Origin of the sequence: Nocardia grenadensis (genome assembly GCF_050942415.1) — a bacterium.
Taxonomy (GTDB): Bacteria; Actinomycetota; Actinomycetes; order Mycobacteriales; family Mycobacteriaceae; genus Nocardia; species Nocardia grenadensis.
Genome location: NZ_CP192054.1, coordinates 5,386,473 through 5,410,060, shown reverse-complemented (window position 1 = coordinate 5,410,060; position 23,588 = coordinate 5,386,473). Strand labels below are relative to the sequence as shown.

23 protein-coding genes and 2 pseudogenes are annotated in these 23,588 nt (G+C 69.2%); 12 read left to right on the top strand and 13 right to left on the bottom strand.

From position 1 onward, the window contains the following. Positions 1 to 88 precede the first annotated feature (88 nt). Positions 89 to 658 carry a DUF4245 domain-containing protein gene (locus tag ACQPYS_RS24830; protein WP_431940970.1) on the top strand — a complete coding sequence of 190 codons (570 nt, stop codon included), beginning with the start codon at positions 89 to 91 and terminating at the stop codon, positions 656 to 658. Positions 659 to 683: 25 nt separating this feature from the next. Here ACQPYS_RS24830 and ACQPYS_RS24825 read toward each other — a convergent pair whose 3' ends face one another. The 3 genes from ACQPYS_RS24825 to ACQPYS_RS24815 are packed head-to-tail and all read right to left on the bottom strand — an operon-like array spanning position 684 to position 2,985. Then, positions 684 to 917 carry an exodeoxyribonuclease VII small subunit gene (locus ACQPYS_RS24825; RefSeq protein WP_030522151.1) on the bottom strand — a complete coding sequence of 78 codons (234 nt, stop codon included), beginning with the start codon at positions 915 to 917 and terminating at the stop codon, positions 684 to 686. Positions 918 to 919: 2 nt separating this feature from the next. Beyond that, complete coding sequence (gene xseA / locus ACQPYS_RS24820) at positions 920 to 2,257, bottom strand: exodeoxyribonuclease VII large subunit (protein ID WP_063037275.1); 1,338 nt, start codon at positions 2,255 to 2,257, stop codon at positions 920 to 922. Further along, entirely contained in the window at positions 2,254 to 2,985 is a 732-nt protein-coding gene (locus ACQPYS_RS24815; RefSeq protein WP_433490962.1) for a lipid droplet-associated protein, read from the bottom strand. The genes xseA and ACQPYS_RS24815 overlap by 4 nt, the downstream gene beginning before the upstream one ends. A 326-nt stretch (positions 2,986 to 3,311) precedes the next feature. On the opposite strand from ACQPYS_RS24815, the gene ACQPYS_RS24810 reads away from it, so the two are divergent. After that, positions 3,312 to 4,319: a 4-hydroxy-3-methylbut-2-enyl diphosphate reductase gene (locus ACQPYS_RS24810; protein WP_063037279.1), complete on the top strand. Its 1,008-nt coding sequence runs from the start codon at positions 3,312 to 3,314 to the stop codon at positions 4,317 to 4,319. 31 nt (positions 4,320 to 4,350) lie between these two features. Here ACQPYS_RS24810 and ACQPYS_RS24805 read toward each other — a convergent pair whose 3' ends face one another. Further along, positions 4,351 to 5,319, bottom strand: coding sequence for a DUF6542 domain-containing protein (locus tag ACQPYS_RS24805; RefSeq protein WP_433490961.1), 969 nt, complete (start codon positions 5,317 to 5,319; stop codon positions 4,351 to 4,353). Between the two features lie 272 nt (positions 5,320 to 5,591). Here ACQPYS_RS24805 and ACQPYS_RS24800 point away from each other — a divergent pair, with 272 nt between their 5' ends. Together ACQPYS_RS24800 and ACQPYS_RS24795 are read left to right on the top strand one after the other, a co-directional pair. Beyond that, a complete protein-coding gene (locus tag ACQPYS_RS24800) occupies positions 5,592 to 6,788 on the top strand; it encodes an exonuclease SbcCD subunit D (protein ID WP_433490960.1) in 1,197 nt (398 codons plus the stop codon). Beyond that, positions 6,785 to 10,057, top strand: a complete 3,273-nt coding sequence (locus tag ACQPYS_RS24795; RefSeq protein WP_433490959.1) for an AAA family ATPase — start codon at positions 6,785 to 6,787, stop codon at positions 10,055 to 10,057. The genes ACQPYS_RS24800 and ACQPYS_RS24795 overlap by 4 nt, the downstream gene beginning before the upstream one ends. Positions 10,058 to 10,166: 109 nt before the next feature. Here ACQPYS_RS24795 and ACQPYS_RS24790 read toward each other — a convergent pair whose 3' ends face one another. From ACQPYS_RS24790 to ACQPYS_RS24770, 5 genes are all read right to left on the bottom strand, one after another. Continuing rightward, the gene (locus ACQPYS_RS24790; protein ID WP_433490958.1) at positions 10,167 to 10,697 is read right to left on the bottom strand and encodes a methylated-DNA--[protein]-cysteine S-methyltransferase; all 531 of its coding nucleotides are present in this window, start codon (positions 10,695 to 10,697) and stop codon (positions 10,167 to 10,169) included. Next, complete coding sequence (locus tag ACQPYS_RS24785; RefSeq protein WP_433490957.1) at positions 10,697 to 12,235, bottom strand: Ada metal-binding domain-containing protein; 1,539 nt, start codon at positions 12,233 to 12,235, stop codon at positions 10,697 to 10,699. The genes ACQPYS_RS24790 and ACQPYS_RS24785 overlap by 1 nt, the downstream gene beginning before the upstream one ends. Before the next feature lie 208 nt (positions 12,236 to 12,443). Then, positions 12,444 to 13,013: a hypothetical protein gene (locus ACQPYS_RS24780; RefSeq protein ID WP_433490956.1), complete on the bottom strand. Its 570-nt coding sequence runs from the start codon at positions 13,011 to 13,013 to the stop codon at positions 12,444 to 12,446. A 256-nt stretch (positions 13,014 to 13,269) separates the two neighbouring features. Continuing rightward, positions 13,270 to 13,485 (bottom strand): YbdD/YjiX family protein, encoded by a 216-nt coding sequence (locus ACQPYS_RS24775; protein WP_431941032.1) that lies wholly within the window; start codon positions 13,483 to 13,485, stop codon positions 13,270 to 13,272. A 71-nt stretch (positions 13,486 to 13,556) separates the two neighbouring features. Then, positions 13,557 to 15,818, bottom strand: a complete 2,262-nt coding sequence (locus ACQPYS_RS24770; protein WP_433490955.1) for a carbon starvation CstA family protein — start codon at positions 15,816 to 15,818, stop codon at positions 13,557 to 13,559. Between the two features lie 181 nt (positions 15,819 to 15,999). Between ACQPYS_RS24770 and ACQPYS_RS24765 the strand changes: the two genes are divergently transcribed. From ACQPYS_RS24765 to ACQPYS_RS24755, 3 genes are all read left to right on the top strand, one after another. Then, positions 16,000 to 16,224, top strand: coding sequence for a ribbon-helix-helix protein, CopG family (locus ACQPYS_RS24765; protein WP_084481071.1), 225 nt, complete (start codon positions 16,000 to 16,002; stop codon positions 16,222 to 16,224). Next, the gene (locus tag ACQPYS_RS24760; protein ID WP_433490954.1) at positions 16,221 to 16,658 is read left to right on the top strand and encodes a type II toxin-antitoxin system VapC family toxin; all 438 of its coding nucleotides are present in this window, start codon (positions 16,221 to 16,223) and stop codon (positions 16,656 to 16,658) included. Before ACQPYS_RS24765 ends, ACQPYS_RS24760 begins: the two co-directional genes overlap by 4 nt. Positions 16,659 to 16,745: 87 nt before the next feature. Next, entirely contained in the window at positions 16,746 to 17,267 is a 522-nt protein-coding gene (locus ACQPYS_RS24755) for a pyridoxamine 5'-phosphate oxidase family protein (protein WP_063037301.1), read from the top strand. 59 nt (positions 17,268 to 17,326) lie between these two features. On the opposite strand, the gene ACQPYS_RS24750 is transcribed toward ACQPYS_RS24755, so the two are convergent. The 4 genes from ACQPYS_RS24750 to ACQPYS_RS24735 all read right to left on the bottom strand — a co-directional run bounded on the left by ACQPYS_RS24750 (position 17,327) and on the right by ACQPYS_RS24735 (position 20,346). Continuing rightward, the gene (locus tag ACQPYS_RS24750) at positions 17,327 to 17,839 is read right to left on the bottom strand and encodes a hypothetical protein (RefSeq protein WP_433490953.1); all 513 of its coding nucleotides are present in this window, start codon (positions 17,837 to 17,839) and stop codon (positions 17,327 to 17,329) included. Further along, positions 17,836 to 18,921 (bottom strand): MerR family transcriptional regulator, encoded by a 1,086-nt coding sequence (locus ACQPYS_RS24745; RefSeq protein WP_433490952.1) that lies wholly within the window; start codon positions 18,919 to 18,921, stop codon positions 17,836 to 17,838. Before ACQPYS_RS24745 ends, ACQPYS_RS24750 begins: the two co-directional genes overlap by 4 nt. A 149-nt stretch (positions 18,922 to 19,070) precedes the next feature. Next, positions 19,071 to 19,499 carry a VOC family protein gene (locus ACQPYS_RS24740; protein WP_063037312.1) on the bottom strand — a complete coding sequence of 143 codons (429 nt, stop codon included), beginning with the start codon at positions 19,497 to 19,499 and terminating at the stop codon, positions 19,071 to 19,073. Positions 19,500 to 19,503: 4 nt separating this feature from the next. Beyond that, positions 19,504 to 20,346, bottom strand: coding sequence for a helix-turn-helix domain-containing protein (locus tag ACQPYS_RS24735; protein ID WP_433490951.1), 843 nt, complete (start codon positions 20,344 to 20,346; stop codon positions 19,504 to 19,506). Between ACQPYS_RS24735 and ACQPYS_RS24730 the strand changes: the two genes are divergently transcribed. From ACQPYS_RS24730 to ACQPYS_RS24710, 5 genes and pseudogenes are all read left to right on the top strand, one after another. After that, complete coding sequence (locus ACQPYS_RS24730) at positions 20,345 to 20,539, top strand: hypothetical protein (protein ID WP_433490950.1); 195 nt, start codon at positions 20,345 to 20,347, stop codon at positions 20,537 to 20,539. The genes ACQPYS_RS24735 and ACQPYS_RS24730 overlap by 2 nt on opposite strands. A gap of 12 nt (positions 20,540 to 20,551) precedes the next feature. Next, entirely contained in the window at positions 20,552 to 21,631 is a 1,080-nt protein-coding gene (ychF, locus tag ACQPYS_RS24725) for a redox-regulated ATPase YchF (RefSeq protein WP_063037318.1), read from the top strand. Positions 21,632 to 22,063: 432 nt separating this feature from the next. Beyond that, positions 22,064 to 22,708: a dihydrofolate reductase family protein gene (locus ACQPYS_RS24720; RefSeq protein ID WP_063037324.1), complete on the top strand. Its 645-nt coding sequence runs from the start codon at positions 22,064 to 22,066 to the stop codon at positions 22,706 to 22,708. Positions 22,709 to 22,783: 75 nt separating this feature from the next. Beyond that, positions 22,784 to 22,906, top strand: a pseudogene (locus tag ACQPYS_RS24715) (type II toxin-antitoxin system VapB family antitoxin); the annotation flags it as partial. A gap of 33 nt (positions 22,907 to 22,939) precedes the next feature. Further along, a pseudogene (locus ACQPYS_RS24710) lies at positions 22,940 to 23,561 on the top strand (alpha/beta fold hydrolase); the annotation flags it as partial. Between the last annotated feature and the right edge of the window lie 27 nt (positions 23,562 to 23,588).

Sequence of the window (23,588 nt, the reverse complement as noted above, 5' to 3'; positions counted from 1 at the left end):
TCGCCGGATTGCGTGCCGGTGATCACCTGGTACGGCAGTACCGGGGGCGGCGCGGGGTCCCGCCGTTACCACGATGGATACTGGGACCGTGCCGAACAAGAAGCCACGCATCATGAACGACTACCGGGATCTTTTCTGGTCGTTGATCCCGTTGGTGCTGATCGCCGTGGTGTTCGCCGGACTGACCAGTCAGTGCAGTCTCGCCACGACCGGTCCCACCCAGGGCACGATACCGAGTTTCGACGCCGCCGCGGCGCTGCGCTCGGACGCGCGCAACCTGTCGTTCCCGATCCGTGAACCGGCCGTCCCACAGAACTGGCGGCCGAATTCCGGGAGCCGCGACACCATCACCGAACGCGGCGGCGGCACGGTCAGCACCATCGGTTATGTCACCGGTGTGGGCACCTATATGGAACTCGACCAGAGCGACGCCACCGAAGAGGTCCTGGCCGGACATATCGCAGGCAGCCGGTATGCCACCGGGACCCGGGATATCGCCGGGCAGAAATGGGTGGTCTACCAGGAGCCCGGCGCCGAGCCCGCGTGGGTCGCCGATTTCGGGGACAGCCGGGTGCTGATCCGGGGCGCCGGCAATACCGAGGCCTTCGAGACCCTGGCCGCCGCGGTGGTGGCCGCCCGGCCGCTCCCGACCACGTAACCGGCCAACTGGGGGTAGGCGCGGGTCATTCCGCGTCGTCGGATTCGGCCAGCGCTTTCTCGATCCGCTGCCGCGCCCCGGCCAGATGTTCTTCGCACCGGTTGGCGAGCGCCTCGCCGCGTTCCCAGAGCGCGAGGGCGTCGTCGAGGTCCATACCGCCCTGCTCCAGCATTTTCACCACGCCCGCCAGCTCGTCGCGGGCGCGTTCGTAGCCGAGGCCGGCGATATCGGCCAGATCGTCGGTGCCGGTATCGGACACGGTCAGGTCCTCTCGGAGTCGTCGGAGCGGGTGCGGGAGCCGTGTTCGCCGAGCCGTTCGGCACCGAGGGCGGCGGCGGAGATCGCGCCGTCCCCGACCCGGATACGCAACTGGCTGCCGGCGGGCGAATCGGCGACAGCGCGCACCACATGCCGTTCGGGTCCGGTCACCCGCTGCACCACAGCGTAGCCGCGGGCCAGGGTCGCGGCCGGGCCGACCGCGGTCAGCTGACGCCGCAGATGGTCGGTGGTCACCGATTCGGCGCGGACCAGACTCTCGACGCAGCGGCGGGTCGCGGTGCGCAGGCGTTCGATCTCGTCGTGGCGGTGGCCGAGATCGCGCAGCGGATCGGCCAGGACCGGGCGCGACCGCAATTGCCGCAGCGCCGCCGACTCCCGTTCGACCCAGCCGCGCAGTGCCGCCGCGGACCGCGCGCGCAGTTCCCGGACGAGCGCGGTCTCGGCGGCGGCGTCGGGCACGATCCGTTTGGCGGCGTCGGTCGGGGTGGCCGCGCGCAGATCCGCGACCAGGTCGGAGACCGGGGAATCGGGTTCGTGACCGATGGCGCTCACGATGGGGGTGGTCGCGGCGACGAGGGCCCGGCACAGTGTCTCGTCGGAGAACGGCAGCAGATCCTCCACACTGCCGCCGCCGCGGGCGAGCACGATCACCTCGACCGCCGGGTCGCGATCCAGGGCCGCCAGCGCGTCGAGGATCTGCGGGACCGCGGACGGACCCTGCACGGCGGTGTTGCGGATCTCGAACCGCACCGCGGGCCAGCGGTCCCGGGCCACGCTCAGCACATCGTGTTCGGCGGCGCTGCCGCGGCCGGTGATCAGCCCGATGGTGCCGGGCAGGAAGGGGACCGGGCGTTTGAGCCGCGGATCGAACAGGCCCTCGGCATCCAGCAGGGCCTTCAACCGTTCGATCCGTGCCAGTAGTTCGCCGACACCGACCGGGCGGATCTCGGAGATGCGCAGCGACAGGGTGCCGCGGCCGGGGAAGAAGGAAAGCTTGCCGTAGACCACCACCCGGCTGCCTTCCTGCAGCGGGACAGGGGAGGCGCGCAACAGGGCCGGATCGCAGGTCACCGACAGTGACATATCGGCGGCCGGATCGCGCAGCACCAGGAAGGCGGTGCGGGTGCCGGGCCGCAGGTTGATCTGGGTGAGCTGGCCTTCCACCCAGATACTGCCGAGCCGGTCGATCCACTGGGCGACCTTCATCGACACCGAGCGCACCGGCCACGGCTGCTCGGCGGAATTGGCGGGGGCGGATGCCTGCCCGGGCCGGCCGGAACCGCTCCGGCCGACCGGGGGCGCGGGATCGGCCTCGGTCACTGGGCTCGCACGGTGGCGATCCGGTTGGTCAGCATGGTCACGAACGCGGCGCGATCCAGGGTGCGCTGTTCGTAGTCGAGCAGGGCGACCAGATCGTTGACCGTGAGCGTGCGCAGCCGTCCGCGCAGCTGGGCGAGGGTCATATTCGGGTAGTCGTAGCGGGCGCCGGCCTCGGGGAGTTCGGGCGCGGGCGCCGGCTCGGGTTCGGCGACGGGCTCGGGATCGGCGGTGGTGGCGGATTCGGGTCCGTCGACCGCGGCCGCGCCGGTCACCTCGATATCGCCGACCGCGTCACCGGCGTCGACGGTGGTCTCGGCGTCGAAGGTGCGGGCCGCGGGCACCGGGTTGCCGTTCTGGATCGCGCGCAACCCGGCCAGGGTCTCCTGCAGGGCCTGCTCGACCTCGGCCGGATCGGGTTCGACGCGGTCGAAGCTGCTGTTGCGGCGGCGCCGGATGGCACCGGACTCGCGCACCGGCGGGTTGTCGTCCTCGTCGAAGGTGGCCCATTCGGGCTGTTCCTCGGGACGGTTGATGATCCGGTCGAATACCGAATCGCCCTTGATCGCGAGACTGGTGACGAACTGCTGGACGTGCATTCCCGTCTGCAGTAATTGGCTTACCGCGGTGAGCGGTAGTTTCGCCGCCGCCGAGGGCAGCCGTCGCGTCTCCTCGAGAACATAGACGGCGGCTCCGGCGGCGACGCGGGCCAGGAACGGTGGTCGAAACATGGTAATAGCCTGCCCGATATAGCGGGGTACGCAAAAGAGGGTGCGCGTACCCGGCACGCCGCGGCGGGTCTCGGTGGATGCCGGGCGTTGGGCGGGCGGACGCTCCCGCGGATGCGTCGCGGAAATCCGGAACCGGCGCCGAGCCGGATCGGTGGGTGAACCCGCACACCTCTTCCGGGTGTGGTTCCCCGGTGACCGGTGCCGTGGTGCCGTCGAGGGCCGCCGGTGAGCGGGGTGAACGGGTCGAACCGGTGGTCGGGGCGCGGCGCGGCCGGCGGGGTGCACGGGCGCGGCGGGCACGGAGGTACGCACGTATTCTGTGGGGCATGTCCTCGGCAATACCGTTGAATGTCGGAATCGCTCGCTCGGCCGGCGCCGCGACCGCCGCCCCCGAAGGAAAACGAGTGCTGCTCGCCGAACCGCGCGGATACTGCGCGGGTGTGGACCGTGCCGTCGAAACCGTGGAAAAGGCGCTGGAGAAGCACGGGGCGCCGATTTACGTCCGCAAGGAGATCGTGCACAACCGCCACGTGGTGGAAACGCTGCGCGAGCGCGGCGTGATCTTCGTCGACACCACCGACGAGGTCCCCGAAGGGGAACTGGTGGTGTTCTCCGCGCACGGTGTCTCGCCCGCGGTGCACGCGACCGCCGCCGAGCGCAACCTGCGCACGATCGACGCGACCTGTCCGCTGGTGACCAAGGTCCATCAGGAGGCCAAACGCTTCGCTCGTGACGACTACGACATCCTGCTGATCGGCCACGAGGGCCATGAGGAGGTCGAGGGAACCGCCGGCGAGGCCCCCGAACACGTCCAACTGGTCGACGGTCCGGACGCGGTCGAAAAGGTGACCGTACGTGACGAGTCCAAGGTGATCTGGCTGTCGCAGACCACGCTGAGCGTGGACGAGACCATGGAGACGGTGTCGCGGCTGCGGGAGAAGTTCCCGGCGCTGCAGGATCCGCCCAGTGACGATATCTGCTACGCCACCCAGAACCGGCAGGTCGCGGTGAAGGCGATGGCCCCGGAATGCGATCTGGTGATCGTCGTGGGTTCGCGCAACTCGTCGAACTCGGTGCGCCTGGTGGAGGTGGCCCTCGGCGCCGGGGCCCGCGCGTCGTATCTGGTGGACTACGCGCGCGAGTTGGACCCGGCGTGGCTCGAGGGGGTGAGCACGGTCGGAATCACCTCCGGCGCGTCGGTCCCCGAGATCTTGGTGCGCGGAGTGCTGGACATGCTCGCCGAACACGGGTTCGGCGAGGTCCAGCCGGTGACCACCGCGAACGAGACCCTCGTGTTCGCACTGCCCCGGGAGCTGCGGGCCGCTCGGCGCTGACCCGCGCTCACCTCAGGCGACGGCCCGGCGCTCAGCGGCGCTCGGGACGCCGCCGTTCCGGAATCGGTTCGCGGACCCGGGCGGTCTGCGGTGCCCGGGCCGGCTCGCCCCGGCGGGCGTTCGCGCGCACCGGTTCGTCCGGGACCGGTGCCGCCGGGCGGGCGGGCCGGTGCTGACGCATCTCACGGGTGCGAGGGGCGGCGCCCCGCGAGGCCGGCTCGGCGGGCGGACGGCCCCGGCCGCCGCGGCGTGGGGGCTCGTCGAACGATTCGTGGGTGTAATCGGGCTCGGGGTTCTCGGGTCGTTTCGGCCGCGCTTTCGCCTTGGTCCGGCCGTTGGCCTTGGATCGTGCCGCCAGGGTCTCGGCGCGCGAGGGTTTGCTCCCTCGGGCCGTTTTGCCTTCGCCCACGGGACGCTTCGCCTGTCCGCGGCTCGGCCGCTTCGCGGTCTCGCGGCGGGGCCGGTTCTCTGCCCGTTCCTTGGTCTCGCCGCGGGTCGCGCGCCGTTCGCTACGGCCCCAGCTCGTGCCGCGCCGGGCGGCGGCGGTCTCGCGGGCCGCGTTCTCCGAGCGGAACTGCGCGATCCGGATCCCGGCGATGATCAGCACCAGGACGGTGGCCAGCATCATCGGCGGGAAACGGTGCACCAGCGGGATCGCCAGGTTCAGCAGGATGTCCTTGAGGGAGGCGGTGCCGGTCCCGGTGAGCTGACGGTATGCGATCGGTACGGCCACGAACAGCAATAGCGGCGGTAACACCATGGTGGTGAACAGGCCGCGGAACCGCACCGCCGCCACCGCCGCCAGACATCCGAGGATGTAGAACGCGCTGAAGGTGCCGGTCAGGTCCGTGACGTCGCCGAGGGCATCGATGAGGAAACCCAGGAAGGTGCAGACCGCAGCGATGAGAACCGCGGCATAAGCCGGGACACCCGGCACCGTCGGCAATAACGAACGTTGCGGCGCGGGCACCCGGGAATTCACTCGTTGGGAAGCAGCCACGTATTGAACACTATCGTCCGGAAGGGTCGGCTGTGTTACGGCACGGCGGGTCCGGCTCCCCGATTGTGCGGAAACGGTGGTCGGCGGCGGTACACATTCCGTCAAGGGATATGGGTGGCGCGCAACACGATGGCGCAATGGAGACACTGTCCTTGGTGGTCACGGGTCCGCCGGGCCAGGGGCGGTACGGGTCTCGGCGTGTTGCCGGTGTGGCGTCCCGGGTATCGGTGCCGGCATTGAAGCTGTCGGTGCGGTGCCCTAAATTCGCCGTCATGCGAATCCTGCATACGTCGGACTGGCATATCGGTCGCACCTTTCACGGCGTGGACCTGCTGGCCGACCAGTCGCGGGTACTCGAAGCGATCGCCGAGCTCGTGGCCGCCGAAGAGGTGGACACCGTCGTGCTTTCCGGCGACGTCTACGATCGCTCCATCCCCAGCGCGGACGCGATCGCGGTCTGCAACAGGGGGTTCGAGGCCATCCGGGCGGCCGGGGCGCGAATCGTGGTCACCTCCGGTAACCACGATTCGCCGACGCGGCTCGGGGCGGGCGCCGGTTTCGCGGCGGCCGGCGGGCTGTATCTGCGCACCACGGTGGCGGATTCGGCACAGCCGGTGCTGCTGTCCGACGAGCACGGTGCGGTCGCCTTCTACGGCATCCCCTATCTGGAGCCGGAGATATGCCGCGGCGAGCTCGGCGTGCCGCGGGCCCGGTCGCATGCCGAGGTGCTCGCGGCGGTACTGGAACGGATCCGGGTGGATATCGCGCAGCGGCCGGACACCCGGACGGTACTGCTGGCGCACGCCTTCGTGGTGGGCGGTGCGGCGACGGGCTCGGAGCGGTCGATCTCGGTGGGCGGAGTGGAGACGGTGCCGCTGGGGATGTTCACCGAGCCGGGTTTCGACTATGTCGCGCTCGGGCATCTGCATTCGCCGCAGACCCTCGCCGAAACGGTGCGCTATTCGGGCTCGCCGCTTCCGTATTCGTTCGGGGAGAGCACGCACCGCAAGAAGGCGTGGCTGGTGGACCTCGGTGATACCGGCCCCGCCCGGGTGCGCGGTCTGGAATTGCCGCTGGTCCGCGGGCTGAGCCGGCTCACCGGGACTCTGGAGGACCTGCTGACCGACCCCGCGTGGGAAACGGCCGAGCAGCACTACGTCTCGGTATCGCTCACCGACTACGCCCGCCCGGTGGACGCCATGCGCCGATTGCGTGAGCGTTTCCCGTACGCGGTGCACGTGGAATGGGAACGGCCCCGGGGCGATTTGGCCCTGCGTTACCGGGAGCGGGTGCGCGGCCGCGCCGATACCGATATCGCCCACACCTTCCTCACCGATGTGCGCGGCGAGCCGAACACCTCGGAAATGGATTGGCTGACCCGAGCCATGGCCGCTGCGGTCCGGGAGACAGAGGTGGTCCGCGACGATCTCGGCGCATCACCGGCGGCCGATACGGAACTCACCGCATGAGACTGCACCGGCTGGAGATGACGGCCTTCGGTCCCTTCGCCGAGACGGCGTCCGTCGATTTCGACGAACTGGGCGCGGATGGCCTCTTCCTACTGCACGGGCAGACGGGCGCCGGGAAGACCACGGTGCTCGACGCCATCGCCTACGCCCTGTACGGGCGGGTGCCGGGGCCGCGGGGGGACAAACGACTGCACTCCGACCACGCGCCCGCGCACACCCGCCCGGAGGTGGTGCTCGAGGCCACGCTGGGCGGCCGGCGACTCCGGCTCACCCGGCAACCGGAGTTCGAGCGGCCGAAGCTGCGCGGTAGCGGGACCCGGGTGGAGAACGCCAAGGCCACGCTGGCCTGGCTGGACGGACAGGGCACCAACCTCTCGCGGATCAACGAGATCGGCGACGAGATCGTGCGGTTGCTCGGGATGAGCGCCGATCAGTTCTTCCAGGTGGTGCTGCTGCCGCAGGGAGATTTCGCGAAGTTCCTGCGCGCGGAGAACGAGGATCGCGAACGACTGCTCGAGAAACTTTTCGACACCGGACGTTTCGGGTCGGCCGAACAGTGGCTCACTGCCCAGCGCAAATCGTCGGGGGAGCAGATCGGCGCCCAGCAGCGCAATGTGGAGGACCTGATCACCCGGGTCGCGGTAACGGCCGGGATCGACCGCACCGAGCGGATCGACATTCTGGACGCGGTCGAGTGGTCGCAGGATCTGCTGGCCGCGGCACGCGGCGAGGTGGAGAAAGCGCAGCACGAACTCGATGAACGGCGTGTGGAGTCGGCGCGCGCCGACGAACAGGCCGAACAGGAGCGGCGGGCGGCCGAACAGCGGCGCCGGCTGGCACTGGCCCGGCAGCAGCTCGAGCAGTACGCCGCCGACGCCCGGGCGCGCGCCGCGGACCGTGGCGAACTGGATCGTGCGCGCCGCGCCGAACCGGTGGCCGCGGCGCTGGCCGAGGCCGAGGCGGCGGTCCGCGCGGCGCGCAGCCGGGAGGAGGAATCCGCGACCGCGGCCGAGAACCTGGCCCGGCTGGCCGCGGAACCCGGCGGTGCGGATATCCCGGGTATCCGTCTGGTGCCGGACCCGACCGCCGGGCGAACCGGGGACGAGCTGCCCGCGGAGGATTTCGCGGTCGAGGGCCCCTCGGCGGAGGACGAATTCGCACTGTTCGACGTAGCTCCCGGTGCGTCTCGGCAGAGCTTCGGCGAGACCGGTGCCGACGAGCCGGACCGAATGGACGATCGAGCCGGCTATGACGAGGACCTCGGCCTCGATACCGCGATCCGCGGATGGAGTGCGCTCCTGGGCAAACTCGGCGAGATCCGCGCCGACGCGGCCACGGCCGACACTTTGCGCGGGGAACTGGCCGAACTCCATGCCGCGGCGGCCGAACTCGGCGAGCGTTCGGCCGCACTCACCGAACGCCGGACCCGGCTCCCCGAGGCCATCGCCGCCGCGCAGGCGCGGGCGCGGGAAGCCGACGAGGCGAAAGCCACGCTGCCCGGTCTGCGGACCGAACTCCGGCGCTTGCAGGAGGCCGCGACCGCGGCGGTGGATCTGGTTCGGGCGCGCACCTCGCTCGACCGGGCCCGGGTGGATCTCGATACGGTGCGCGCCCGGCACCTGGAGGCCCGTGAACACGTTTTGGACCTGCGGGAACGCCGGCTGGCCGGAATGGCGGCGGAACTCGCCGGGCGCCTGGTCGACGGGCAGGCGTGCGCGGTGTGCGGTTCGGCCGAGCATCCCCGGCCGGCGCGGCCGGCGGCCGGCGCCGTATCGACCGAGGACGAGGCGACGGCGGCCGCCGCCGAACGTACCGCCGACGTGGCACGCGAACGCGCGCGGGCGGCGCTGGCCGAGGTGGAGCGGGAGATCGAGGCACTGCTGGCCCGCGGCGGCGATACCGACCGCGTACAACTCGCGGCCGATCTGCGCGAAGCCACCGAGAAGTGCGGGGACGCGGAGGAACTGGCCGAATCGGCCGATGCGTGCACCGCCGAACTCACCCGCCTGCGTAGTGATGAGAGTGGGTTGCACGATGCCCTGCGCGATACCGAGACCCGGGCGGGAGCAGTCGCGGCGCGGATCGAGTCCGCGCAGACCCGGCTCGCCGAAATCGATGAGAAGCTGCGTACGGCCGCCGGACGGGACCGGACCATCGCTCGTCGCCGGGAGCGCCTGCACGCGCTGATCGCCGCCGCGGGCGACCGGCGGGACACCCATGCCGCGGTCCGCGCGGCATGGGAACGGGCGGCCACCTGTGTGCTGCGGGTCGAACGACTGGCCGGATCGGCGGGCCTGGCCCCGCCCACGAGTGCCGCCGGCGCCGCGCCGGATCCCGCGGCCGATAATGCGGGCGCCTGGGGCCGGGTGCCGGCAGCCGGCTCGGCGGAGATGTCGGCGACGCTGCGGATCTACTCGCCCCTGATCGGCGCCGCGACCCGCTCTCCGCAGCGGCAGGACACACTGAGCGCTGCCCTGGCCGCGGCGGAGGAGATACGGGCCGCCGCGCAAGCCGTAGTGGACGAACCGGAGATACGGGCCGCCGCCGGCACCGCGCCCGGTGATCCCGAAGCGCTCGAAGCGGCCGTGCGGACCGCCCGGGCCGCGCTGGACGAGGCGGTCGCGGCCCATTCCGCCGCCGTGCACCGGGTCACCCGCCTGGAAACCCTGTGCGGGCAGCTGTGGGCGGCCGTGGATCTGATCGCCCCTGCGCAGCGGGCTCATCAGGAACTGGCCGAGCTGGCGGAGGTGGTCGCGGGCCGCGGCGCGAACAACCGGCGGATGTCGCTGCGCTCCTATGTGCTGGCGGCCCGGCTCGAGGAGGTCGCGGTGGCCGGGTCGGCCCGGTTGCGCCGGATGTCGGGCGGCCGGTACGAATTCGTGCACACCGACCGGGCCGGAACCCACGGCCGGCGCGGCGGGCTCGGGTTGGATATCCGCGACGACTACACCGGCGCCATCCGGCCCGCTCGCACGCTTTCCGGTGGGGAGACCTTCATGGCGTCACTGGCGCTCGCGCTGGGGCTGGCCGATACCGTCGCGGCCGAGGCGGGCGGGATCATCCTCGACACCCTGTTCATCGACGAAGGTTTCGGCAGCCTGGACGCGGACACCCTCGACGCGGTGATGGGCGTTCTCGACGAACTACGCGCCGGGGGCCGGGTGGTGGGGCTGGTAAGTCACGTCGACGAGATGCGGCAGCGTATACCCAGCCGCCTGCACGTGGTGCGCGGCCGCAACGGTTCCCGGTTGCACGCCACCATCGCCTGACCGCGCGGATTCACCTGATGGCTCCGAGGAAGCCCTCGGCTTCGGTCGGGGGAGGAAGCGGACCCCGCAGATGACTGCGGGAGTCCTCGGCCTTCAGGCGTGGGGGGAGTCAACTCTCGAGATCGAGCAGCTGTCGCTTGATGTCCAGACCCCAGCGGAAACCCCCGAGGGTGCCGTCGGTGCGCACGATCCGGTGGCAGGGCACAAACAGGGCGGCCGCGTTGCGGGCACAGGCGCTGGCCGCGGCGCGGGTGGCGGCCGGTCGGCCGGAGCGCGCGGCGAACGCGGTGTAGGTGATCGGCCGTCCCGCGGGCACCGTGCGCAGCACCTCCCACGCGTGCTGGAGGAATTCGCCCGAGCGCTGACGCACGGGGACGGGATCGATCGCGGCCGTGTCGCCGCGGTGGTAGGCCGTGACAGCGTCGGTCACCGCACCCAGTTCAGAGCGGGCGCGCAGGTGGGAAGGGCGCAGGCCGGGGTGGATCAGTGTGCGGAGTTCTTCGGGCGCGGCGGTCCATCCGGACGCCAGGACCGCGCCGTCGGCGGCCACGATCGTGGTGAACGGGCCGAGCGGGGTGTCGACGGTGGCGACGTCGGCGGTCGCGGTGGTGGCCGAGGCGGGCAGGGTGGCGGTGGACATCAGTCGGTACTCACTTTCGCGTCGGTTTCGGTGCCGGGTGCGGCGGCTTCCCGTGATTCGGCCCGGCTGCGCAGTTCGGTGCGCCACAGGTGCATGCAGAGATAGGAACGCCAGGGCGACCACCGGGTCGTATCGGTCAGGTCGATACCGCGGCGGACGGCGCCGCGGCGGATGACGAGGTCGGTGTGCAGCATGATGTCGGGGTCGGCGAGTAGCCGCATGGTGACGTAGTCGGCGGTCCACGGTCCGACCCCGTCGAGCGCGAGCAGATCGCGTCGCAGGTCGGCGGCCGTACGGCCCTGGTGCAGGACCAGGTCGCCGGAAGCGAGCGCCGCCGCCGCGGCGGTGATGGAACGGATCCGCTGGGCGGGGCCGGTCAGTACTTCGGCGCCGCGTTCGGCGATCACCTCCGGCGCCGGGAACAACCGGCCGACCGGCCCGTCCACCGGTTCGCCGAGGGCGGCGACCAGCCGGGCCGTATGCGTATTGGCCGCCGCCACCGAGATCTGCTGACCGATCATGGTGCGCAGCAGCAATTCCGGCCCGTCCACACATCCCGGTACCCGGATCCCGGGAGCGAAACGAGTGTTCGGATCGTCGTGCGGTGCCCCGGTGCCCTCACGCGCCCGGGTGAGCGCCTCGTCGATGGCCACCGGATCGGCGTCGAGGTCGAGCAGATGCCGGACCCGGGCCACCGCGGGCGCGAGATCGCGCATATCGCGCAGGGTCAGTTCCGCCTGAACATGCCCGGGCAGGACCGCGAGCCGGACGCCGGCGTAACCGTGCGGCGTGCGGAGGGTGCGCAGGTAGTTGTTTCCGCCGCCGGACGTGGTCTGCCAGAGTTCCAGGCCCGGTGCCACATGGGCGGACAGGAACCAGTTCAGCCAGTCGCGGTCCAGCGGTGCCCGGTAGGGCAGGCGCAGGGACAGCGTGCCGTTGGCGGCCGGGCCGGTGCGGTCGCGAGTGCGCTGCGCTTCGGTGCGCATGGTGCTGGGACTGACCGCGAAGACCTCGCGCACGGTGTCGTTGAACTGCCGGATGCTGGCGAAACCGGCGGCGAAGGCGATATCCGACATGGGCATGGCGGTGGTCTGGATCAGCAGTCGCGCGGTATGCGCCCGGTGAGCGCGTGCCAGGGCCAGCGGGCCCGCACCGAGTTCGGTGGTGAGCACCCGGGTGAGCTGACGCTGCGAATAGCCGAGCGCCGAGGCCAGCGCGGGGACCCCGCCGCGTTCCACCACGCCGTCTCCGATGAGCCGCATGGCCCGGGCGGCCAGATCCGCGCGGGTGTTCCAGAGGGGCGACCCGGGCGCGGCATCGGGCAGGCAGCGGCGGCAGGCGCGGTAGCCCGCCTGCTGGGCCGCGGCCGCGGTCGGCAAAAAGGTCACATTGGTGCGCTTCGGAGTGATCGCCGGGCAGGACGGCCGGCAATAGATTCCAGTGGTGCGCACGGCGGTGTAGAACTGCCCGTCGAAACGGGAGTCGCGGGCCGAAACCGCGCGATAGCAGCGTTCGAAATCCAGGGCCGTGATGCTCACCCCACACACGATGTCAGCTCGGGAAGCTCCGAGCTAGCGGAAAACAGACATTGCCGCCGAGTGGAAACCACCATGCATCGCCTCGGCACCGAGGCCGCGCCGACACAGGTCCTGGACTTCGGCCGGCGCTCGGTGCACGCGGCCGGCGTCGCTCACCGAATGAGTGGCAGCAACGTGCATCGGCAGCCGGTCCCCGGTCATTCGCCGATCAGAGCCGGATCACATCCCACGCCACAAGCGCGCAGAACAACAGAGTTGCGGCTATCGGCGTCGTGGTGACTATGACCAGCACGAGGATGATCCTGCGCTCGAACCACCACACGAGACCAGGGTAGATCGAGGCGAACTTCTCGGCTGTCACCTCGCGGTGTGCGCTACGAACGCGGACACCGAGCTCGGTCACCAGCCGGTCCAGGTCGTGCCGGGTGTAGATGGTGGCTTTTGCCCTGATGAGCAGTTTCCCCCGGGTGTCGAGTACGAATACGTTGTGCACGGCCGATGTGGTCGTGAAAGGCGACGGCGGGCCCATGAGATTCGCACGCACCACCATCCCGACCTCGGATCGGGGCCAACGCCGCACCTTGCCCAGCAGCCGTACTTTCGCGTGCCCGATCTCGTCCGGATCGAGCACCACCCGCGCTCGGTTGAGCGACCAAGCGGGGATCACGACTGTGATGATCACACAGAGCAAGACGACCTGGAGCAGGCTCCTCGACCGTTCGGGTACCCAGACGAAGCAGAGAACCAGCCCCCACAGCACGGCGAACACTCCGGGCAAGCCCCACCTCTGGGCTACCGACGGACGGAGGACGAGAACCGGGGAACTGGATGAGGTTCGCACGGTCACCGAATTCGGTCCGGGAATCCATCGGCCTGGCAGATGTGTTCCCCGGTGAATTCAACGCGAACATCATCTCTCATCATGGTGCACCCCAGGATACGGTGGCCGCATTGTTCGTCCGATGCGACACAGGCCGTGCGGACGCTACGGTGAGACCGGCTCACCGGCCCCGCCGTAACTCGCGCGGTCCTGCTCAGCAGCAGCGCGCGCCCGGGTTGCGTTCCGCGTCGGCGTACCGCTCCCGCCAGTAGTCCCGCTCACTCAGCACCGGGCGATCGGGATGCGCCCTCCGCATATGCGCGAGGTAGCGCTGGTAGTCCTGCCCACCGACGACGGAGTCCAGGTACCGGAACACCGCCCGCGCCCCGCGGGCGAACGCCCGTACCCCGCGGGCCTGCGTCGCGGGCACCCCGCGTGGCTCGGATCGCTCGGCACGCCCGGTCCCGGCGCGCACGCCCGGCACCGCCGCGAGCCGCCCGGTCAACTCCGCACCTCCGCGTGTGCCGCTCCCGGCACCGCGGGCTCGCCCTGCGCGATCCGCTCGTCCCACTGCCGCTGGACCTCCTTCTCCGCCGCGGTGACCAGGAAGCCACTGGGCGCGAAGATCTTCGACGGTTCCTCCGGCGATTCGGTGGTCGAGGTATCGCCCGATCTCACGGTGCGGTAGCAGACCCGGGCCGCCGCCAGCACCACGATCAGCACCAGCACCGCGAAAACGATGGACAGCACACCCTGGATGAACGTATTGCGGATGATTGCATCCACGTCACCGGGTGTTTTCGCCGTCAGGCACAGCTCGCCGGCGTCGCGGGCGGTCCGGCAGATGCTGTTCTGTTTCCAGTAGCCCACCTTCGGATCGGCCGAGAAGATCTTCTGCCAGGACGCGGTCATGGTGACGATGAGGTCCCAGGCCAGGGCGATACCGGGAATCCAGGCCCATTTCGTCAGGCCCTTCTTCACCAGGATCGTCAGCACCACCACCAGCGCGATCGCGGCCAGCAGTTGGTTCGCGATACCGAACAGCGGGAACAGCGCGTTGATCCCGCCCAGCGGATCCGTCACACCCATCAGCAGGATCGATCCCCAGGCTGCCACCACGACCGCCGAGCACACCCACGCGCCCACCCGCCACGACGGATCGGCGAACTTACGCGCCGGGCCGCGCAGGTTGCCCAGTGAATCGGACAGCATGAACCGCGCCACGCGGGTGCCCGCGTCGATGGTGGTCAGGATGAACAGCGCCTCGAACATGATCGCGAAGTGGTACCAGAACGACTTCATCCCGGCGCCGCCGAGGAACCCGGCGAACACTTCGGAGATACCGATGGCCAGAGTCGGGGCGCCGCCGGTGCGGGAGATCACCGATTCCTCACCCACATCGGCCGCGGCCTGGCTCAGTTCGGCGCCGGTCGTCGGCGGACCGGAGAGGCCCAGGCCGTTCGTGTAGGCCGCGGCGGTTTCCGCGGTGCCGCCGGTCGCGCCGGCCGGGGCGTTCATGGCGAAGTACAGATGCTGGTCGATGATCGACGCCGTGATGATCGCCATCACCGCCACGAACGATTCCATCAGCATGCCGCCGTAGCCGATCACCTTGGCATGCGATTCCTTCTCCAGCAGTTTCGGCGTGGTACCCGAGGACACCAGCGCGTGGAAACCGGACAGCGCACCGCAGGCGATGGTGATGAACAGGAATGGGAACAGGCTGCCCGCGAAGGCGGGACCGGTGCCCGAGGTGGCGAACTCCGAGACCGCGGGCGCCTTCAGCACCGGCAAGGTCACCAGGATGCCGACCCCGAGCAGGCCGATGGTGCCGATCTTCATGAAGGTCGACAGATAGTCGCGCGGGGCCAGCAGCAGCCATACCGGCAGCACGGAGGCGACGAAACCGTAGCCGATCAGCATCCACGAGATGGTGACGGGATGGAAGGTGAACCAGCCGGCCCAGGTGTCGTTGTGCGAGACCCAGCCACCCGCGACGATCGCCAGGATCAGCAGGACGAAACCGATCGCCGAGATCTCACCGACCCGGCCCGGTCGCAGATACCGCAGGTACACGCCCATGAAGAGGGCGATCGGGATGGTCATCGCGATGGAGAAGACACCCCATGGGCTGTGCGCCAGCGCGTTCACCACCACCAGTGCCAGCACCGCGAGCAGGATCATCATGATCACCAGGACGCCGATGATGGCGGCCACACCGCCGATGACCCCGAGTTCGTCGCGCGCCATCTGCCCGAGACTGCGCCCGCGCCGTTTCATCGACACCCACAGCACCAGGTAGTCCTGCACCGCGCCGGCGAACACGACGCCGACGATGATCCAGATGGTGCCCGGCAGGTACCCCATCTGCGCCGCCAGCACCGGCCCGACCAGTGGCCCCGCCCCCGCGATGGCCGCGAAATGATGCCCGAAGAGAACCCGGCGGTCCATCGGCATGAAGTCTTTGCCGTTGTCCAGGATCTCGGCCGGAGTCGCCAGGTCGTCTCGGGGTCTGACGACCTTGTATTCGATGAGCCGCGCATAGAAGCGGTAGGCGACGATGTAGGTACACACCGCCGCGATCACGATCCACACGGCGTTCACGGATTCACCCCGTGCGATCGCGAGGATCGTCCAGGCCACGGCGCCGAGTACCGCGATGGCCGCGAAGATCGCCTTCTTCGCGGGCGTGATCGGGGACCGGTCGACCACACCCACGGGTGGTAGGTCGGGGTCGGTCTTGAGATATTCGATAGTCCCCATCGGGCAACTCCTGTACAGCGAGCTGGAACATGCCGGCCACACGAACGTAACCGATGGCCGTTCGGCGCTTCGGCGGTTGCGGTGAACGGTCGTTGTGGTGCGGCGAGCGGAACGTTCCTCTCTCTCGTACTCGGGTAGCTAACGGGATCCTGAATGGTATCTAGCTTGGTATCATCGCGGTATGGCCTGGACAATGCGCTTACCCGATGACGAAGAGCAGGCGCTCAACGCGCAGGCCGATGCCGAGGGACGGTCGAAGAACGAGATAACCCGGGACGCCGTACGCGCCTATCTGTTGCGCCACCGCCGGTGGGATACGCCTCTTCTGACCGACGAGGAGACCTTCGACCTCGGCGGGCCGATCGGTAAAGACGAGATCCACGATGCCATGAACCGGTCGGCGTGATAGTCGTCGCGGATACTTCCGGACTCCTGGCTCTCTTCAACCGTTCCGACCCTGAACACTTCGCGGCCCGCCGCGCTGCTGATTCCGCCGGCGCTCTCGTCGTGAGTCCGCTCGCGCTGACAGAGGTACACCACGTGGCGAGTATCCGAGCCGAGCGCCGCGTAGCCGACGGAATTCTGCGGCTGATAGTCGATCGCATAGCCGCGGGTCGTATCGTCGTGCCGGAGGTCGACGCCAGGGCGATCCGTACGGCTGTCGAGATCCGTGGACACTACGCGGCGATGAACCTCGATCTGGTCGACGCGATGTGCGTATGTCTCGCGGAGGCGTTCGATACCGATGCGGTGCTCACTCTGGACCGCCGCGATTTCCGGCTGCTGCGACCGCTGACCGGGTACGCGGCCTTCAGGTTACTGCCCGATGACCTCCAGTAGCCCCCTCTCCGGCCGAACGACAACAGCCCGGTATATGCAGCAATTTCGGTCAACCGGAACGCGGCCCGGCGCACATACAGTGGGGCAATGCGCGAAACCCCCGAAGAACTGGCCGCACTGCAGACCCTGCTCGACACCTCTCTCTCGGGTGCCACAGGTCATCTCCGCTCGATCATCGCCACGGACCGCACCCTGACCGCTGCGCAGCTCACCTCGGTTCTCACCGGTATGTGCCTGCTCACGCTGTCCACGGTGACCGCCAAGGGCGAACCGCGGGTGAGCGGAGTCGACGGGCACTTCCTGCACGGCCGGTGGTACTTCGGCACCGCGCGCACTGCCGCCAAGGCCCGTCACCTCACCGCCCGCCCGGCCGCGAGCGTCGCGCATATGCGCGGTGAGGGATTGGGTGTGTTCACGCACGGTACCGCCGAGATCTTGAACCCGGTGAGTGGCGAACCGGATGCCGAGTGGCCGGAACTGCTCGCCTACTTCCAGGATTTCTACGGCGTCGACGCGTTCGACTGGGACAACGACGTGGTGTTCTTCCGGCTGCGCCCGCACTGGACGACCGTCTACGCACCCGACTTCGCCGCGCTCACCGCGCAGTGATCACGGCGGCCCGGCCGTTCGGCGTCGGCCGGGCCGGGCAGTGGCCACGGGGAGCGGTGTCAGGAAGCCGGGCTCGGTGCACTCGGTCGTCGCTCGGTGGACCGTCGGGTGACCGCGTCGGCCACCTCGTCGAGCGCGGCGCGAATCATCGCGCCGTAGGCGTCGTCGGGAAGGGCGTCCAGCCGTTCGCGTGCGGCCGCGAGCCGTTCTGCGGCGGCGTCCCACGATCCGAGGCAGCGATAATTGTCGGCCAGGTTCAGGTGCAGCGACGGATAGAACCCCGCGACCTGCAAATTCGCGTGGTGTCGCTGCACCCTGTCGTCCGAGAGGGCGTCGGCCGCGTCGAGGGCGCGAATATCCCAGGCCAGCGCTTGGGCGGGATCGTCGTAGAGATCGGCCAGGTAGTGCGCGAGGGTGCAGCGGTGCAGCGGGTCGCCGGTGACGCCGATACCGCGCCACAGCTGGAGGAGACGCTCCCGGGCGGCGGCAGCGTCCCCGGACCGGCCGAGTGTGACAGCCGCGGTGATCGCGTTCATGGTGGCATCGGAGGAGAGTTGGTCGGTGGTGGTCATCTCGGGGTTCCGTTCTCGTCGGCAACTGCGGGGTCGGCCGGCATGGCCAGGGTGGTGAGGTCGCCGTTGTCCGCGGACCGGACGACCATCGGGTCGGTGCGTCCGCCGATATCCAGGCGCACATCGGGTCCGATGGCGGTGGCGACGGCCGGGTGCAGGATGGTGAACCCGAATACGAGTTCGCTGTCGGGGCCGGTGACCCATGCGGACAGTTCGGCCGAGGGCTCGCCTCCGGGGCCCGAGACGGTGAAGGTGCCAGCCGCGGTCCGCACTCGCAGGTAGCGGTCGCGCTGCTGTTCCAGCGCGCGCAGCAGGTCGTGTTTGGCGACCACGGCGTGGGTGGGCGCCGCCGGCAGCGCGGCCAGCAGCCCGCGGTGGTCGGGAAACGGCTCGGCCAGCGTCCGGCAGCTGCGTACGACGCCGTCGGTGGAGCGGAACCGGACGCTGTGTTCACCGGCTTCTATATCGATGGAGTGGGCATTGCGGATCTCCGGCAGTGCCGCGCTCAGGTCGGCGCCGTCGACCGTGGCGGCCCATTCGGCGGATCCGGGCTGTTCGGGAACCAGCGTGCGGGTGGAGAGCCGGTAGCGGTCGGTGGCGGTGAGGGTGAGCGATTCAGGCGTCGCCTCGAGCCGCACCCCGGCCAGCACCGGCAGCTCGGGGTCGGTGCCGGTGGCGGCGAGTATCTGCTCGACCGCCGCCGCCAGCACCGGCCCCCGTACCGTCGCCACCCACCAGCCGGAGGGTTCGCCGAGCGCGGCTTTGACCACTTCGGCGGTCCGCCGTGCCCGCCGGGTCCGTTGAAGCAACCCCGCCACATGGTCGTCGATGAGCCCGGCCGCGGTATGCGGGTCGCTGGCGAGCACGCGGGCGATCTCGTTCAGCGGCATTTCGATGGCGCGCAGGCGGCGGATGGTCACCGCGCGCTCGACCTGGGCGGGTGCGTAATAGCGGTATCCGGTGGTCGCGTCGACCCCGGCCGGTGCGAGCAGGCCGGAGTCGTCGTAGAAGCGCAGCGCGCTGGCCGTGATACCGCACGAGCGGGCGAACGCGCCGATGGTGATCAGGTCGGATTCGGGCACGCGCCCATCATCGGGCTTCGAGCGACCTGAAGGTCAAGCCCCGATCGCGTGGCCCGCTTCGAAGAGGCGCCGCGGCAGGGCTCGACACCGCCGCGGCCACCGGGAACAGCGAACCATGTGCCGGTCCCGATCCGGCGCAGCGACGCGGTTCACTGCCCTCGATAGGTCCCGAAGCTCCAGTAGTTGCCCTCCGGGTCGGCGACCGTGAACCCGCGCGACCCGTAGTCCTCGTCCTTCAACCCGGCGACGGTTTCCGCACCGGCCGCGGTGGCCCGCTCGTACAGCGCGTCCGGGTCGGCGCAGACCACGTAGATCGATTCGGTACCCGGTACGCGCCGCTCCGGCAGTCCACCGCCCTTGTTCGCGGTGCCGAACATGATCCCGCCGCCTTCCGGCCAGCGCATTTCGGCGTGTTCGATTACCGACGGGTCCCCTTCGCGGGCGTACATGGCCGTCAGCTCGAAGCCGAACGCCCGGACCAGGAAGTCCGCGGTGCCGCGGGCATCGGTGAAGGCCAGGCACGGCCAGACGGCGGGTGCGGGTGTGGTGGTCGTGGTGGTTTTCTCGGTTGCGGTCATGGTTTCAGCCTGGCCCGCCGGTGATCTCCGGGGCTTGGACGGATGGAATCTCCTCGGCCAGCCACTGCGTGGGGCTGCATCCGGCCAGCCGGGCGAACTCCCGGTTGAGATGCGGCTGGTCGTAGTAGCCGCAGGTGGCGGCGACCTGGGCGATGGAGACGAACGCCGGCGTGTGCAGCAGCATCTGTTTGGCCCGCTCGAATCGAGCCACCCGCCCGGCCACCTTCGGGCTCAATCCGAACTCGCTCGTGAAACGTTTGGTGAGGTACTGGCGGCTCCACCCGACCCGTTCGGCGAGCGGTTCCACACCCATCGTCCCGTGCGACCCCGTCACCGCCCGCCACGCCCAGCTCAGTTCCGGCCCCACCGACCGTTCGGGGACCAGCAGCCGGGTGAGCACGCGGTCGCACGCCGCGAACCGCTGCGGCCAGCCCGGCTGCTCCTGGAGTTCCTCCCACAGTTGCCGTCCCGGCGCGCCGATGAGGTCGGCGAACTCGATCGAGGTACTCCACAGTTCCGCCGCGGGCAGCCCGAACAGGGCCCGGCTGCCCAGCGGGGTGAGCTTGATGGCCACCCCCTCCTGGGTGCCGTCGTGCGCGATCATCGCCGGACCGTCCTGGAGTCCGCTGAGCACGCAGCGGTAGTCGTCCGGTGATTGGCGGGCATCGGTCTGGCTGATCACATCGATGTCGGGTCCGATGGCGACGATGAACGTCATATGTCGTGAGGGCAGCCCGCGGTGCAGACCCGCCTCGTATCCGGTCATCCGATATCCGATGTACCGGTCGATGAAGGCGGCCAGTGCGGGGGCCGGGTAGGCCGTCACCACCTGCGAGGTCGGCTTCATGGACTCACGGTACGCCGACCTGCCGACATACTTCGCCCTCCGCGCCGTCCAGCACGAACGGGCCACCGAACTCCTCGACATCACCTGGCAGCCCGGCGACCACCTGAAGTTCGCCGCCTTCTCCGCCGCCCTCCGTGCCGGCGCCCGCGCGCACGCCCCGGCCGACCGTCACCCGCGGCACTCACCCGCGTAGACTGCTGTCCTCGTGAGTCTCACCCTCGGAATCGTCGGCCTGCCCAACGTCGGAAAATCGACGCTGTTCAATGCGCTGACCCGCAACGACGTGCTCGCCGCGAACTACCCGTTCGCGACCATCGAGCCCAATGTCGGTGTGGTTCCGCTGCCCGATCCCCGCCTGGACAAGCTCGCCGAAATCTTCGACTCGGCCCGCACTGTCCCCGCGACGGTCTCCTTCGTCGATATCGCCGGCATCGTGAAGGGCGCCTCCGAGGGTGCCGGCCTCGGCAACAAATTCCTCGCCAACATCCGCGAAGCCGACGCCATCTGTCAGGTCGTCCGCGTCTTCGCCGACGACGATGTGGTGCACGTCGACGGCCAGGTGAACCCGGCCTCCGATATCGAAGTCATCGAAACCGAACTGATCCTCGCCGACCTGCAGACCCTCGAGAAGGCCGTCGTCCGCCTGGAGAAGGAAGCCAAGGTCAAAAAGGACCGCAAGCCCTACGCCGACGCCGCCAAGCAGGCCCAGGAGATCCTCAACAGCGGCCGCACGCTGTTCGCGGCCGCGAAAGAGGTCGACGGGGAGCTGCTCAGGGAACTGTCCCTGCTCACCACGAAGCCGTTCCTGTATGTCTTCAACGCCGACGAGTCGGTGCTCAGCGACGAAGCCAGGGTCGCCGAACTGAAAGCCTCCGTGGCCCCGGCCGATTCGGTGTTCCTGGACGCCAAGGTCGAATCCGAGCTCCTCGAACTCGACGAGGAATCCGCCACCGAACTCCTGGAATCCATCGGCCAGGCCGAACCCGGCCTGCACGCACTGGCCCGGGCCGGGTTCCACACCCTCGGCCTGCAGACCTACCTCACCGCCGGCCCGAAAGAGTCCCGGGCGTGGACGATCCACCAGGGCGACACCGCGCCGAAGGCGGCCGGTGTCATCCACACCGATTTCGAGCGCGGCTTCATCAAGGCCGAAGTGGTGGCCTTCGACGACTTGGTCGAGGCAGGGTCCATGGCAGCGGCGAAGGCGGCGGGCAAGGTCCGGATGGAGGGCAAGGACTACGTCATGGCCGACGGCGACGTGGTCGAGTTCCGCTTCAACGTGTAGCTGCTCAGCCTCTGCGAAGAAGTAGGGCCGCGTTTGTAGCGCTGCTGGTGGAGACTCTGGTGAGCCCCTATCCGGGTGGGGGCTCGCCGTTTCGGCTGTACCGCCCCCGGCCGGTTCGGTCAGTGCGCTACGACCGTGCGAGCTGTGGTGGAAACCAACGTGATCGGCGTCATCCGTGTCACCACCGCGATGTTGCCCCTGCTGCGCGGCTGCCTGAGGAGCTTGCGGAAGTGCCGGCGACCGGCGAAAACGATGCGCGAAGCACGAGGAGGTTCTGGGAGTCGCCCAGCACCTCGATCGCCGCATCGATTGCGCACCCTGATCGGGGCGGACCTCTCGCCAACCGGCCCGCCGAAGTGGTTGCAGTTGACGATCGCCCTACTATACGATGCCGCTGATTGCATTTTGCAACTACGTGCATTGGAGTCCGTTATGCCCCGTACGCGAGTGCACAACCTCTTCGTCTCCTCGGATGGGTATGCCGCCGGTGATCATGTGACATTCGAGGCGCCGATCGGCGGAGCTCAGGCGCTCTTCGGCAAGTTCGATGGCCGCGTCATCCACGGCATTCACGGAATCGACGAACCGGTGACCGTCGACCGTGCCATGTTCAGCATGTGGGGCCAAGGCATCGGGGCGGAGATCATGGGTCGTCGCAAGTTCGGCCCGCAGGCGGGCGAATGGCCGGACGACGGCTGGACGGGATGGTGGGGAGATGCGCCGCCCTTCCACACTCCGGTCTTCGTGCTGACCCATTACCCGCGCGAAGCGATCGAGTTCGACAACGGCACCAGTTTCCACTTCGTGGATGCCGCACCGCAGGAGGCGCTTCGCTTGGCCCAAGAGGCAGCCGGCGGGTTGGACGTCCGGATCGGTGGTGGGCCGTCCACCGTGAGCGAGTTCCTCCAGGCCGATCTCATCGATTTTCTGCACGTGTCGATCATTCCGATCGTGCTCGGTGCCGGTGTGCGGATCTGGGATCACCTCACCGGCCTGGAAGAGCGATTCAGCGTCGAGTCCATCAGTACATCCAGCGGTCTGACGCACCAGCTGTGGAACCGGAACCGTCGCGAGTGAGGGTGTTGCTCCACGCGCTGTATCACCGCTGAGCTGCGCCGGTCGATGTGCTCGAATCGGCTGGAGGGATGACCGATGGCCAGGACTGTCATTGATCTGGACGAGGAGATCGTCGAGCAGGCGATGCGGGTATACGGGGTGAAGACCAAGGCGGCGGTAGTACGGGCGGCGATGGAGGAGGGCGTGAAGCTGCGGCTACGCCGGGAGTTATTCGACGCCATCGACGAGGATGTGTTCACGGAGATCCGGTCACAGACCGAGCCGCGGAAGCCGGACAGCCCACTCGAGCGTGGAAAGTCCCGTACGACCATCGACGATCTGGGAATCCATTTCCTGCACCGCCGATCCGCTCGGGCGCATGCCACGCCGCTGATCCTGACGCCCGGCTGGCCGGGCAGCATCGCCGAGTTCGTCGATGTAATAGACGAGTTGGCAGATCCGAGAGATGCGGCCACACCGGCATTTCACGTCGTTGCGCCCTCTCTGCCGGGCTTCGGCTACAGCGACAAGCCGGCCACCACCGGATGGGGAACCGAAAAGATCGCGGCTGCCTGGGTCGAACTCATGGCAAGGCTCGGCTACCGCAGGTTCGCAGCCCACGGTGGCGATTGGGGCGGGAATATCACCCACGGTTCTCGGCGGCAGGTTCCCGGCGCACGTTCTCGGCATCCACACCCTGTTCGCCGAGGCACCGCCCGGGCTGACAACGGAAGGGCTGACGGCGGCCGAACGCGGATGGACCGAGGAAACCCGCCAATTCTGGCGCCACCGCGCGGCATACGCGAAGCAGCAGGCGACCCGACCGCAGACCATCGGTTACTCGCTCGTCGACTCGCCGATCGGGCCGCTCGCCGATCGCCGCCGAACACGCGGACGTAGA